The organism is Paenibacillus sp. NPDC057934, from assembly GCF_042887565.1.
In the GTDB taxonomy this organism is placed as follows: Bacteria; Bacillota; Bacilli; order Paenibacillales; family Paenibacillaceae; genus Paenibacillus_AQ.
In genome coordinates, this window is the sequence record NZ_JBHVPB010000002.1 from 370,967 (window position 1) to 383,643 (window position 12,677).

Below are 12,677 nucleotides of genomic sequence, written 5' to 3' on the forward strand. Positions count from 1 at the left end.
GCACCGTGTGTGATTACTATTTTGATAGTGAAATGCCTATTGACAACCTGACCCTGCGAGCGTAAAATCCACCTAGTAATCTAATAGTCCTCGTTAGGCGAGGCTCCTATACAAACACAGGCTGCTGCCCGGGAACATCGAAAGATGCCTACGGGTAGAACAGGGATTGTCGGCATAAGGCTTTCCATAAGGCAGCTAAGAAATGATGAACTTTCTTTACGTTGTATAGTGCCAAAACTCAACCAGGGGGAGCCGGAATCTTTTTTGCGTGCTTACGCTTATGCAGCCCTCTAGTTGATCTAGAGGGTTTTTTATTTATGAAAAGGGGGGATATGTCATGGACAGTAGCAGGTGTTCAGGAGCAGTTTATATGGAGCATTACTTGGTTTTAAGAAGAAAAAAGACTGGCCGTTCACTAGCGCTGCGTTCATGTGTCCCTGGTTGGTTCGAACTTTTCGTTTCATCTAACGAAAGGAAAGTATCGTGCTGACAGGTTTATTTGGTATGCAAATCTAGTGAATTTCAAATGGCCGTTCGAAGCTCTTCTTAACTGAAGGGCTTTTTTGTTTTCCCGAAAAATACGTATATGAGGAAGTGAAGATCATGATGATGGAACTGGAAATGATTATGAAGCTTGGCCTGGCGTTGCTGTTCGGAATGCTTATTGGTATAGACAGACAGATCAAGCACAAACAACTGGGTTTGCGGCCTAGCATGGTAATTTGTATTGCCAGCTGTCTGATCACTATTGTATCCAATCAGGCATTTAGCAAATTTGGCGGTCCGAACCATCCCAATATGGACCCGATGAGACTAGCGGCCCAGGTGGTAAGCGGTGTTGGTTTTATCGGAGCCGGCGTTATTCTTCGCAGAAGCAATGAGGTTATTTCCGGCCTGACTTCTGCAGCGCTGATCTGGTCGGCCTCAGGCTTGGGGATTGCTATTGGGGCGGGATTTTATACAGAAGCTTTTGCCGGCGTAATGTTGCTGATTCTCGCGGTTAATGTCATCCCTATGCTGATCAAATCACTCGGTCCAGAAGCGCTGAGTCGGCATGATGTGGGGGTCAAAATTGTAGTTGAGCCCAACTACCGGATGACCGAATTGATTCAGATGATCGAGGGCAAGGACCAAGAATCATTGTCCGCCAAGCGTGAATTCAAAATCCGTTATATGAAGCTGAAGGATCTCGATAATCAATGCCAATTGATTGATCTGACGCTGTCTGTGCCCGATAAGCAATACACCACGGAAATCTATTACTTCATTAAGAAGATCGATCATGTACAAAGTGTAGAAGTAGAACAATTGTAAGTGAACAGGGGGAATGAACATGCTCAAGCTGCATCAATACAAATTCCGTGAGGAATATACTTATTACATGCTTCAAGCGCTGAAAGAGGGCGAACGGGAAGGATTTCGCAAGGACTTTTTGAATTTGCATCCCTCGGATCAGACTGATTTCTTCCTCACCCTGGATCATCAGAGACGCGAGCGGATCTATACTTTATTATCGCCTGCTGAGTTTGGGGAAATCTTCAGTGAACTGGCGCCGACGCGGCAAAAGAACATCATTCAAGAGCTGGATCAAACGTACGCTGTTGAGATGCTGAATGATTTACCTTCGGATGATGCTACCGATTTTTTCGGTCTGCTGTCACATAAACAGGCGGACTTTTTCCTTGATCGCATGGAGAAGGAAGAAGCAGAGGACATTAAGCATCTGCTGGCCTATCCGAAAGGATCAGCGGGTTCCTTAATGACAACCGATATCTATACGATTGACGGAGCAGATACAGTAATGAAAGTATTGAATGATCTGCGATTAATGACAAGCGATGCGGAGACAATTTACTACCTGTACGTTACGGATCATAACAAGCGATTGCTGGGTGTGGCCTCCTTGCGGCAACTGATCGTTGCTTCTGCGGAGCAATTGATTCTGGATCTTATGAGCTCCAAGCTGATCGCGGCATCCCCGGATACACCTCGCGCAGAGATTGTGGAAATTATTAAAAGATACGGCCTGCTCGCAGTTCCTGTGGTGACGCCTGACAACAAGCTTATGGGCATTGTCACATTTGATGATGTGGTATAATTTTCATATTAAACCATGTGTAAGAGAAGGGATCCCCGATATGTTCACTAAATTAAAGCAATGGTTCAAACCGTCCAGTAAAGCGACTAGCCCACAGAAGGCATCCAACCCAAAAGTATCCACAAGGGCAAACGCGTCAAAAGCCCGGAGCATCGAAGCCTCCAGAATAGGTGAACTAGGGGAATATAAGATCAACATACAGCTGGACCAACTGCCTAAGGAGACGAAATATATCAGCGATATTATGATCATTAATCCTAAATCCCAGACAGGGTACTCCCAGATCGACCATGTTGTTATTTCCCCATACGGTCTTTTCGTCATTGAGACTAAAAACTATAATGGAGAGATCAAAGGAACCCGGTCTGACAAGTATTGGCGTGTAAGCAACAGATTCAACATGTACAATCCCTTGAGGCAGAATTATGGACACATAAAGGCTCTGGAGTTGATCTTGCAAGGATTTCCCGGGTTAACTTACATATCTATGATTTCTTTTACGATGCGCTGCCGATTTAGTATTGATCCAGATTTAAGAAAAATAGAATCTAATGAATTAATTGTGTACGATACAGAGCTTTCCGAGTTTATTGACCGCAAGATGAATCGACTTCGTCAGACATCCGCTACACCTGTAGTTACAACTGATCAGATTCAGAAGATTTATGATAGTATTGCTAATGCAAATATTCAAGATGCCGCATTAAGAGCAGCGCATATTGGAAAGATAAAACAGTCTCAATAATGGGCTACCCAGCTCATCTCAATTATAAAAAAACACGCCTATAAACAACCGACCCTCATGCAGGCCTTTGTGATCACAAGGGTCTGCATGAGGGTCGAAGTTGTAGTTGGAGAGTTACTCACAAGAAAATAAGGAATAATATACCGGCTACGAAACAGTAATATGAGAAATATTTCAAATTCCCTTTGGCCATAATCCCCATAAACCAACGCATCGAGAAATAAGTTACGATTAGCGTAGTGAAAAACGCTATGATGTAGGGAATAGCCAACGCTGAGCGGTTCGGATCATGGGCAATATCGGATACACCCAACACCAGTCCGCCTAAGCTGACGGGAATGTAGAGCATAAACGAAAATCTTAATGCGGTTTCCTGCTTCATCCCAACAGCGATGGAGGAGATGACGGTTGCACCAGAACGGCTAATGCCAGGAATAAGAGCGACAGCTTGGGCAAGACCAACCAGTACCGCATCCCGCGCTGTTAAGTCACCATCTTGTTTGCGGCCGCGAAGATTACGAATCAGCCACAGAGCAACACCTGTAAAGAGCAACGCAATGGAAACGGTGCGCACGGAGGAGAAAATCTCCTCAATCTGATCTTTGAACAATGCGGCCACAATTACCGCGGGCACAGTGCCGATGACAACATACACAGAGAAGAGGAAATCCGATTTGTATTCTGGTTTGCGAGTGCGAATGAATCCAAAGAACCCGCCGATGAGTCTTCCAATATCTTTTCGGAAAATAAAGCAAATCGCGATCAGTGAAGCCGTGTTCGTCAAGATTTCAAATGACAATCCGTTCTGTTTTAATCCTAATAGTTTTTGTGCGATAATCAGATGTCCACTTGAAGAAACGGGGATGGGCTCTGTTGCCCCTTGAACAATTCCTAGAAACAAGTATTTTAGCCACAGTATAATATCTTCCATTTTACCTCCCAATATATTTGTAATCTTTGTCATCATATCGTATTTGTTGGGGAGATGACAATAGAACCTTAGTGCCAGACGACAGTCGAGTAGCGTCAGCGGAGGGAATTATGAAGATCAATAATCCTGGGGACTGGAGGGAGCGGGCATATTAATCCGAATCTCTGGTATAACGGTGTCATCCCGCGGTAGTATGTGTCTGGCGACAATATGATAGAGCGTACTGAGGCAGAAGTGGCTGTACTATGGATACAGTATCAAGTAGCGCATCCGCCTACGGCGAAAATAATTGGCCGCTTTTCATTATGTTTTCTATTGAAACCCGGGAAAGAAGGTGGAAGAAAAATGCTTATTCTTATGGCATCGCTCATTATATACGGTGATAATACGTTTGCCCAAATCCCATCTACTTCGAAAGAAGCTGTTAGGTCTAGTTAAATTCCTTGGGAAAAAGTGAAAACAGAAATGCATTCTAAATTACACAGATATAAAGAACATGATTTTCATGTTGTTCTCGTTATGGGAATCTATTGATTTATAATTGTTAAATTAATAGATTTCGTGCATAATACTTCTTGTGTTAATTGGGAGGGAAGTATGCAGAAAATAAAATACCTAGATGGACTAAGAGGATTAGCTGCGTTATTCGTTGTTTTTAGCCACTTTGTTGTAGCTTTTTATCCTGCGTTGTATACCAGTGATGTTAGCCAAATTCATACTGCGAAAGCAGTTGAATTGGATATTGCAAAAAGTCCTCTTAACTTATTGTACAATGGAAATTTCGCTGTTTGCATTTTCTTTGTTTTGAGTGGATATGTATTAAGCTATAAATTTTTTTCAACCAAAGATAATGAAACACTGGTGGCCAGCGCAGTGAAGAGGTACTTTAGATTATTAGTACCAATATTTTTTACTGTTTTTTTAGTTTTTCTCTTAATGAAATGTTCTCTTTTCTCTAACACCGAAGCTGGAAAATTGAGTTTTTCCGAATGGTGGCTAGGGACTTTTTGGAACTTTGATGAATCTTTCTTGCACGCAATTAAATATGCAACATTTGAAGCGATTTTTGAATATAACGATCAATATAACACTGTGCTATGGACAATGACCTATGAAATGTACGGATCTTTTTTAGTATTTGGATTCGTGTCCTTATTTGGTAAAACACGTAATAGGTATTTATTTTATATTCTGATCATTATCTTATTTTTCAAAACGTACTACTTGGCCTTTATTCTAGGAATGATTTTGAGTGATCTGAATAGCAATGGGTATTTTAATAAAACCTCTAAAAATCTCGGGTGGTTTAAAATGATTTTGCTGGCTCTGGGATTATATCTAGGTTCTTATCCTATGGGAGCAGTTGTTGATGATTCAATTTACAATTACATCAAAGTTGTAGACCTACAAGGAGTAATTATCTATCATATTGTAGGGGCACTTCTAGTAATGTTAGTACTACTTAATTCAGTAAAGTTACAGGAATTTTTTTCTTATCGAGTGTTTAATTTCTTAGGTAAAGTTTCTTTCTCTCTTTATCTGATACATGTCATAGTTATAGGCTCATTTACAAGTTATATTTTCGTCCTATTGAATGAACGAATGGCTTATTCTATTTCGGTCTTCATTAGCATTATTCTATCCATACCTCTGTTGGCTATCCTATCATATTTGATGTACAAGTATGTGGACAAGAAAGGGATCGAAATTTCAGGGAAATTATATAATCGTTTCTTTAAACAAAACTGATTTTCACTAAACCCTCAGGGATCGCTGGGGGTTATTTTGTTAAAGAATAATTTCCTCCCGAAAGGAGATATGAATTTGGATTATCTACGTTTCTCCGACGGCAATCGATCCCCAACCGGCCTGCTAGTCGCATCCACCGATGACAAGCGCCACCGCCTGATCAACAGCAACTATGAGATATTCTTCATAGTCTCGATGACTAGTGTTGATTACAAAGAGAAGATCATACTCAAAGGCCCATAAGGACGATGCTTCTAATCTGACGACTCGCCTGTTCAGCCAGATAAAAGACGGCCGGATGGACGTTCATCGGTCTTTCCGCAGACAACCTGACAGCGGAGGAGTGGAGTCTTCTGGATTCCTTCCGTGGTGCCATTGTGGGCAATAAGCTGGCCGTCAATTCTCCCTATGCTTAATACTGGACTAACAATGTGAATGTCTTTTATGATGGGGGAATGATCGATAAGAACATCGAGGATCCGAAGGAGTTACTGATGGCCAGTAGAGAAGTGAGTGCTACGCAAGAAGGAAATGCCGGACTTAGATTTGAAGAATGCTACATGTTTCTTCTGGAAAACAATTTGTTATGCTTCCGTTTTCAACTGTTTCAACAATGACTACTTGTCCGCTTATCTTGTCACTAAACGATATAGACATTTTATTTTTAGGCATTTTAGCAATAAATGAGTATATTTCCTCAGTAGTAAGTTTACTATATGAGGTCTTAACTACTAGGATAGCAAGAAAATTGTGATGTTTTGAACTTTGAAGACTTTCTTTTTTGTAGAGAGAAAAAGGAAGGTTTTGATCTTGAATAGTCTTCTCAACCACCTGTATATCGTTTTTGTGATCTGAATGGAATAAGATTCGAATATCATCTGAAGCTGTGTAGTAAGTGTTTACAATGGTTGGGGTGAAGAAGAACAGGGATACTGCGATAATTGTATTAATAATAATGATATTTTTTTCAGTTCTGATCCAAAGTGCTATAAAAAGCAGAATAGCAACAACTGTGAAGAACGTATAAAGTATTACCATATCTTGATTTTTTCAGCAAAAAACCCGCCTGTGTAAGATAAGGCCTGAAAAATAAGAATACCAGCTCCATATACAATTATGAAAGTTGCAACCCCTATTAAGGTATTCGGTTTTTACGATTCATATTTCCTCCTAGATAAATCATTTAAAGGGAATAACAGGGATTTTTTTCTATAATCTTAAATAAGAAGCGGAATTAAATCAATATATTTTCAAAGTAGCTATATATAAGATTATTTTGTCTATTTTATAGATTCCTATTTAGTCATTCTATTCTCTCCCCGCTATTAGAAGATATGCGGAAAAAATCGTTGAAATTGAGCTATGGCTACAGCATCCTTAATTAGGCTTGTTCTAAAAAGAAAAAAGACACTCCGGCAAGAGCGTCTTTTTAATGAATCACAGTTAGCTATGAGGAACAGTTTTCACAGTTAAAGTAACGTTGCCAGAACCTCCCTGTCCAGTAGCTTTTACGTTAAATGTATCCCCAGATCTTGAAGAATTATAAACTCCTGTAAATGTTCTAGATTTACCAGCCTGAACGTTTGAGAACCATGTAACCACTTGTCCGGTCGTAATATTGGTTAAGCTGAAGTTAACACGATCCACTGTGCCTGATGAATATTCTAGGTACAGATCAGGCTCACTACTTGTAATTGAAAAATCGGAACCAACTTTAACACCCTGAGTTTCATTAGTGTTCTTAGGTACGCCTTTTGTACCGTTAAAAATATCAGTGCCGGTGGCTGCTACTCTTGAAGAAGCTGTATCCTCAATTGTAGTATCACCATAAACTACACTGAAATTTGGTGATAATGTGTAGCCATCTGGCGTAAATCCATTTTTCATAACTATCAATAGATTTCCGTATTTGTCATAAACATTTCCATTAACTAACTTATACCCTTTGTCTAAAGTATTAACTTGTTTTTGTTTTACAGAATTTTTAGGAATAATACCATTAGCAGAGGCAACAGCACTGATTCCTAGGGTTAATACACCAGCAAGTAAGACGACACTGATTTTTTTGAGTTTCATAAGGCAAACCTCCTATTAAGGAATAACTTTATCAACCTCTAATCTCCTCATACCGGATGTCGATCCGCTCCCCGCTTGTCTTGACCAGATTAATGCTCATTGGAGCAAGATTTATGTTTCCACCGCTAAGCAATAAATGACTTCCGCCTTCCACTTCATATTTACGGATATATAACCCGGAACCGATATCTTCAAAAGGGTAGTTCTCGAAATCCGACCACGTTAATTGCTCTCCTTTTTGAGCCAACGTATGCAACTTGTGCAAGGAGATTACATTATCACTACCTCGCTCAAGCTTATGACCATAGGCTGACAAGATAACCATAACAGCCAAAAGCGCCGCAATCCCCAAGAAAGTTTTCTTGTTCATCTGAAAGAGTCACCTCCCTTAATGTGAACCATTTCCATTATTTTACCATAATCCTTCCCATGGGTGTTGTTTCGGTTGCGGGCTTAATCATATATAATCAGGTAGAATTATGACTATAGAACTCTTCAGGAGAATGATACAGATGAATAAGAAGATACTGATCGTTGAAGACGATGTTCATATATCCAAAATAATCAAGATGAACCTCAATCTCGTGAACTATGCCACTACGGAGGTGTATGACGGGCTCGCAGCGCTGGACGTGCTCAAGCAGGAAAAGTTCGATCTTGTATTGCTGGATGTGATGATTCCCCATCTGGACGGGTTTGAACTGATGGAGAGAATCAAGCCTTACGGCATCCCGGTAATATTTTTGACGGCGAAAAACTCGGTTTACGATAAAGTGAACGGTCTGAAGCTGGGCGCTGATGATTATATGGTCAAGCCCTTTGAAGCCATTGAACTACTGGCCCGGATAGAGACGGTGCTGCGCAGATATGGTCATGAGGACAGGGTGATGGAGTTTCAGCACGTTCAAGTGGATCTTGATAAAAGAGAAGTCGTGATCCAGGGAGCACCTGTGGAACTGACTCCGAAGGAGTTCGATCTGCTGGTGGTCCTGCTCAAGAACAAGAATATTGCCCTAACGCGGGAACAGTTCCTGGATAAAGTATGGGGTGGCGATTATTACGGGGAGACCCGAACGGTCGATATGCATATCAAGTCACTGCGCAAGAAGCTAAGTTTGCAGGAGCAGATCAAGACCATCTACAAAATCGGGTACCGGCTGGAGGACTGATGGATGAAGTTTTGGCAGAAAATATATCTGTTCTCGATCCTCGTGTTTGTTATTATTTTTAACGTCGCTTCCATTATGGTTATTGAACGTAGTCACAACAAGATGCTAACACAGGCGATCAACGTGGCCCTAAGCCAGAACATGAGCATTCATTCCAGCGTGGACGCCATCGTGCCGATTTTGCGAATCTATGACTCGATCGATTACGAGAAGACGGTCTTGACGCGGATTGCCAATGAATTTGTGGATAAGAACAGCGATCAGGGCATTTATATGGATATTACGGATGATTCGCAGCGTAAGGTGTTCAACAACTCCGATTTTTTAATGCCTGCGGAACGAAGCGAACTGAACCATCTGGATGATGACAGCATTCATTATATTTTGCGGGAGATCGATGCCCGGACGATTCTGTTTACCTCGAACATTACAGATATTAATCATAAAAAATATGTATTCACCTACATGAAGGATGTTACTCCGGTATATCAGGACCGTATTGACCAGTACAGCTTTTTTGCCAAGGTCGATCTGGCCGCCTGTCTCCTGTTTATGGTGATAATGCTCTTCGTGAGCAGAGGACTGACAAGGTCCATTGACCGCTTGAATCGCACGGCGAAAGTTATTGCGCAAGGGGATTTCTCGGAGCGTGTTACTCTTAAATCAAGGGATGAGATCGGCATTCTGGGGTCTAATTTCAATGAGATGGCGGAGGTCGTCGAAGATAAAATCAATGAGCTGGAGCGTAACAACGAGGAAAAACAACGGTTCATCAATAATTTTACACATGAGCTAAAAACACCGTTGACCTCGATTATCGGGTATGCCAATTTCTTGCGGACGACCAAATACAACGAAGAGCTGTTCGTGGACGGCCTGAATGTCATTTATTCCGAAGGGAAGCGGCTGGAGTCACTGTCGCTGAAGCTGATGGATTTGATTTTGCTGCAGAAGGAACAGTTTCAGATGGAACTACAGGATCTTGGTGAGATTATTACGGAGATAAAGCCCGCGCTAGAGATTATGGCTAAGGAGAAGGGCGTGGCGATTGTACTGGATTGTGAAAAAGGGGAGCTGCCCCTGGAGCGCGATCTAATCAAGGTGTTGATTTTTAATCTCGTGGATAATGCGCTTAAAGCCTCTTCGCCGGATCAGACAATTACACTGCGTGCGTATTGGCAGGACAAGAATTATATTCTTGCTGTTATTGATCAGGGTATCGGAATTGCTCAGGAGGATCAGGATAAAATATTTGAACCCTTTTACATGGGGGATAAATCCAGAACCAGAAGTAATAACGGCGCAGGTCTGGGACTAGCGATCTGTCAAAATGTTGCCGGCATACACGGTGCTGTTATTCGGGTGAATAGCAATGTGCAGCAAGGGACGTCGGTGGAAGTTGTTTTTGCGTCTAACCATGATGCGGAAAGCGAGTTACATTCATGAGAAAATATATGATAATTATGCTGTACTCGGCCTTACTGGTGCTGATGACAGGATGCCAAAGCTGGTTCAACAGTATTCCCAAGGATACCGTGATGGTCAAAAAAATAGTGCAGGAGCATAAGAACACTGAGATCGAGTACGAAGGGGTCCTATCCCAGGATGCGGTGAAGACACTGAGCGTACAAGCGGTGAATAAATTTTTGGATAAAAAGCTGACCTTGGATCATGCGCAGTTTGAGATTATGGCCGTCGATCAGAACAAGCTGAAAGAACTGTTGAAAGAGACTAGCCATGTGCCCGGGCCGGTGGTCATGGATGGAGGCAGGGCGCAGCAAACCATGCAATTCACAAGCGATATCCAGGAGATTACCGGAGGACTATATTATGTGACATTGACGTCATCGGAGGTTCCAGAGGATTCTTATGATATTGTATTGAACGCCAAGGATGGCGATGTGTTGAAGATTCTGCGATCCTACCGGGAAAGCAGAGCCATGCCGCGCAATTCGGAAGAAAAGGTATTCGATATTGCGGATCGTTATGTGGAAGAACACGGAAGTTATCCGTTGTCTGAGTTAACCCAGCAGCTTGATCTGACCCGTTGGGGTTCCAATGTGGAGTTGTATTATACGAGTAAAGATAACAAGACGCTGAAGTATTCTGTCGTGATTAATTACAGCAGCAATGAAGTCGTAGGCTTCAGTAAGGATGTTATGGCGCTGCTAAGTTATAATTCCAAACGGTAGAGTTAATCTGTACAAAAGGTTGGTTCAAAGTCATGAAAATGGCTTGGAACCAGCCTTTTTTTTGCATGCGTTCGCCCGTGCTCCAAACTTTACAACTTCTATATAACTCTATCTCACTTATGATATATCGTCTCTCTATACTGTTAGAGTACCCGGCAAAGGGGAGCCAACAATAGCTAATAACACTATTAAAGAAACCGGAAGGAAGTATAACTAATGAAAAAAGTCATGCTGGTGATATTCGCAGCGATGTTCGTATTAACCCTCTCTGCTTGCAGTGCTGGCACTGGAAATCACACAGGGAGCGCCAATGGAAATAACGGGGGAGCTAGCAGTACAGGGAATAGTAACGACGCCGGTGGTGGTGAAGTGAAGTCGGCGCAGCAGCCAACGGATCAATTGGCATCCTCATCAGGTCAGCCAGGAGGCCCCGGCGCACCATCCACTACGGAGAAGAAAACCGTGGTGTTCTCTACCTTTTTCCCAAGTGACTACTTTAAAGAAGCCAAGAAGAAATATGAAGCCAAGCATCCCAATATTACGATTGAGCTGAAATCGGTTGAGACGGATGATGCACATTCGGAAGAGAATCTGGAGAAATTTGTGAAGACCACGGGGACTGCGATGCTCTCAGGACAAGGCCCAGACTTGATCGAGATGGACCAGCTGCCGTCAGGTGACTATGTGAAGAGAAAAATGCTGGCCAATCTGGGCGACATTATGGACCATGACCCTGATTTTACAAAAGAACAGTATTTCATCAATATCCTGAACGGGATGAAGGTTAACGGTGGAATGTATGGCTTGCCGATCGGGTTCTTTATCTACGGCCTGGTTGGCGATGAAGATGCCATTAAGAAGAGTGGCGTGACCTTCGATGACCGCAAGTGGAACTGGGAGCAGTTCATCAAGACAGCCAAGGCCATGACTAAAGGGGCCGACAAGGACCATCAATATGCTTTGGGCAGAAGCATGCCAGAGTACATGACCACACAATTTGTGAATGAACGATATGCGACCTTCATCAATCAGGAGCAGGGGACTGCCAATTTTGTATCCAGCGACTTTACGGGCCTGCTTCAACAGGTCAAAACATTGTTCGATGAAAAAGTAGTCGGTACAGATGCACGCTTCCCGTTGTTCAGTACAGCTCAAATCAACTCGCCAACCGATTATATCCGGGAGCTCAGAATGAGTGAATTCATTCCAGGTGGCAATGCCTATACCTCGAAGCTTTATTTGAGTCCAAATGTGGATCCGCAGCATCCGGGTGGTTCCTTCCGTACCTACCAGACGATTGGGCTGAATGAACGTTCTGCTGTAAAAGCCGAGGCCTGGGATTTCCTGAAGTTTCTGCTCTCGGAAGAAATGCAGAGTAAACCTGACGGTACCGGATTTCCGCTCAATAAAGCTGCTTATGTGAAAAAAGCGCAAGCGCTGATTCAGAAAGGGTCCATCCTGTCTGATCAACCGATCGGGCCGATGAAAGGCAAGAGCTTCAAGATTACGCAGCAGGATATTGATGATTTGGACAAATTCCTGAACGGTGCGACGTACCCGCTACAATTCAAGCCCTCTAAGATTGACGAGATCATCACCGCAGAGGCACAGGGTTTTTTCACCGGTCAGAAGTCGGCTGATGAAGTAGCCAAGCTCATTCAGAATAGAGTAACTACCTATCTGAACGAGTAGCAGTCTGAATGATTAGCATTAGCAG

The 12,677-nt window shown here is 42.5% G+C and carries 13 protein-coding genes and 1 riboswitch; of the genes, 9 read left to right on the forward strand and 4 right to left on the reverse strand.

Going from position 1 to position 12,677, the window contains the following annotated elements; translation table 11 throughout:
• Positions 1–82 precede the first annotated feature (82 nt).
• Positions 83–257: riboswitch (M-box (ykoK) riboswitch) on the forward strand.
• A 346-nt stretch (positions 258–603) separates the two neighbouring features.
• Genes ACFVRY_RS06155 through ACFVRY_RS06165 form a run of 3 tightly spaced genes read left to right on the forward strand, consistent with a single transcriptional unit; the run spans position 604 to position 2,843 of the window.
• Entirely contained in the window at positions 604–1,314 is a 711-nt protein-coding gene (locus ACFVRY_RS06155) for an MgtC/SapB family protein (RefSeq protein WP_387498370.1), read from the forward strand.
• Between the two features lie 19 nt (positions 1,315–1,333).
• Positions 1,334–2,098, forward strand: coding sequence for a magnesium transporter (locus ACFVRY_RS06160; RefSeq protein ID WP_387498372.1), 765 nt, complete (start codon positions 1,334–1,336; stop codon positions 2,096–2,098).
• Positions 2,099–2,138: 40 nt separating this feature from the next.
• Positions 2,139–2,843: a nuclease-related domain-containing protein gene (locus tag ACFVRY_RS06165; protein ID WP_387498374.1), complete on the forward strand. Its 705-nt coding sequence runs from the start codon at positions 2,139–2,141 to the stop codon at positions 2,841–2,843.
• Positions 2,844–2,961: 118 nt separating this feature from the next.
• Here ACFVRY_RS06165 and ACFVRY_RS06170 read toward each other — a convergent pair whose 3' ends face one another.
• On the reverse strand, positions 2,962–3,774 hold the full coding sequence (locus ACFVRY_RS06170; RefSeq protein ID WP_387498376.1) for an undecaprenyl-diphosphate phosphatase: 813 nt from the start codon (positions 3,772–3,774) through the stop codon (positions 2,962–2,964).
• Positions 3,775–4,371: 597 nt separating this feature from the next.
• Here ACFVRY_RS06170 and ACFVRY_RS06175 point away from each other — a divergent pair.
• Both ACFVRY_RS06175 and ACFVRY_RS06180 read left to right on the forward strand, forming a co-directional pair.
• The gene (locus ACFVRY_RS06175) at positions 4,372–5,523 is read left to right on the forward strand and encodes an acyltransferase family protein (RefSeq protein WP_387498378.1); all 1,152 of its coding nucleotides are present in this window, start codon (positions 4,372–4,374) and stop codon (positions 5,521–5,523) included.
• Positions 5,524–5,598: 75 nt separating this feature from the next.
• Positions 5,599–5,766 carry a hypothetical protein gene (locus ACFVRY_RS06180; protein ID WP_387498380.1) on the forward strand — a complete coding sequence of 56 codons (168 nt, stop codon included), beginning with the start codon at positions 5,599–5,601 and terminating at the stop codon, positions 5,764–5,766.
• A 297-nt stretch (positions 5,767–6,063) separates the two neighbouring features.
• On the opposite strand, the gene ACFVRY_RS06185 is transcribed toward ACFVRY_RS06180, so the two are convergent.
• From ACFVRY_RS06185 to ACFVRY_RS06195, 3 genes are all read right to left on the reverse strand, one after another.
• A complete protein-coding gene (locus ACFVRY_RS06185; protein ID WP_387498382.1) occupies positions 6,064–6,561 on the reverse strand; it encodes a hypothetical protein in 498 nt (165 codons plus the stop codon).
• Between the two features lie 405 nt (positions 6,562–6,966).
• Positions 6,967–7,599, reverse strand: coding sequence for a hypothetical protein (locus ACFVRY_RS06190; protein ID WP_387498384.1), 633 nt, complete (start codon positions 7,597–7,599; stop codon positions 6,967–6,969).
• 31 nt (positions 7,600–7,630) lie between these two features.
• The gene (locus ACFVRY_RS06195; RefSeq protein ID WP_387498386.1) at positions 7,631–7,969 is read right to left on the reverse strand and encodes a hypothetical protein; all 339 of its coding nucleotides are present in this window, start codon (positions 7,967–7,969) and stop codon (positions 7,631–7,633) included.
• Between the two features lie 142 nt (positions 7,970–8,111).
• Here ACFVRY_RS06195 and ACFVRY_RS06200 point away from each other — a divergent pair, with 142 nt between their 5' ends.
• The 4 genes from ACFVRY_RS06200 (at position 8,112) to ACFVRY_RS06215 (ending at position 12,652) form a co-directional block, all read left to right on the forward strand.
• Complete coding sequence (locus ACFVRY_RS06200; RefSeq protein ID WP_387498387.1) at positions 8,112–8,768, forward strand: response regulator transcription factor; 657 nt, start codon at positions 8,112–8,114, stop codon at positions 8,766–8,768.
• A 3-nt stretch (positions 8,769–8,771) separates the two neighbouring features.
• On the forward strand, positions 8,772–10,214 hold the full coding sequence (locus ACFVRY_RS06205) for a sensor histidine kinase (protein ID WP_387498389.1): 1,443 nt from the start codon (positions 8,772–8,774) through the stop codon (positions 10,212–10,214).
• A gap of 8 nt (positions 10,215–10,222) precedes the next feature.
• The gene (locus tag ACFVRY_RS06210) at positions 10,223–10,960 is read left to right on the forward strand and encodes a hypothetical protein (protein WP_387498391.1); all 738 of its coding nucleotides are present in this window, start codon (positions 10,223–10,225) and stop codon (positions 10,958–10,960) included.
• A 216-nt stretch (positions 10,961–11,176) separates the two neighbouring features.
• Positions 11,177–12,652 carry an ABC transporter substrate-binding protein gene (locus ACFVRY_RS06215; RefSeq protein WP_387498393.1) on the forward strand — a complete coding sequence of 492 codons (1,476 nt, stop codon included), beginning with the start codon at positions 11,177–11,179 and terminating at the stop codon, positions 12,650–12,652.
• Positions 12,653–12,677 lie beyond the last annotated feature (25 nt).

Bases quoted from the DNA above. Each gene is read 5' to 3' on its own strand.
- ACFVRY_RS06190 (WP_387498384.1), bottom strand. From the start codon at position 7,599: ATGAAACTCAAAAAAATCAGTGTCGTCTTACTTGCTGGTGTATTAACC.
- ACFVRY_RS06175 (WP_387498378.1), top strand. From the start codon at position 4,372: ATGCAGAAAATAAAATACCTAGATGGACTAAGAGGATTAGCTGCGTTA.
- ACFVRY_RS06160 (WP_387498372.1), top strand. From the start codon at position 1,334: ATGCTCAAGCTGCATCAATACAAATTCCGTGAGGAATATACTTATTAC.
- ACFVRY_RS06205 (WP_387498389.1), top strand. From the start codon at position 8,772: ATGAAGTTTTGGCAGAAAATATATCTGTTCTCGATCCTCGTGTTTGTT.
- ACFVRY_RS06210 (WP_387498391.1), top strand. From the start codon at position 10,223: ATGATAATTATGCTGTACTCGGCCTTACTGGTGCTGATGACAGGATGC.
- ACFVRY_RS06155 (WP_387498370.1), top strand. From the start codon at position 604: ATGATGATGGAACTGGAAATGATTATGAAGCTTGGCCTGGCGTTGCTG.
- ACFVRY_RS06195 (WP_387498386.1), bottom strand. From the start codon at position 7,969: ATGAACAAGAAAACTTTCTTGGGGATTGCGGCGCTTTTGGCTGTTATG.
- ACFVRY_RS06215 (WP_387498393.1), top strand. From the start codon at position 11,177: ATGAAAAAAGTCATGCTGGTGATATTCGCAGCGATGTTCGTATTAACC.
- ACFVRY_RS06185 (WP_387498382.1), bottom strand. From the start codon at position 6,561: ATGGTAATACTTTATACGTTCTTCACAGTTGTTGCTATTCTGCTTTTT.
- ACFVRY_RS06200 (WP_387498387.1), top strand. From the start codon at position 8,112: ATGAATAAGAAGATACTGATCGTTGAAGACGATGTTCATATATCCAAA.
- ACFVRY_RS06165 (WP_387498374.1), top strand. From the start codon at position 2,139: ATGTTCACTAAATTAAAGCAATGGTTCAAACCGTCCAGTAAAGCGACT.
- ACFVRY_RS06170 (WP_387498376.1), bottom strand. From the start codon at position 3,774: ATGGAAGATATTATACTGTGGCTAAAATACTTGTTTCTAGGAATTGTT.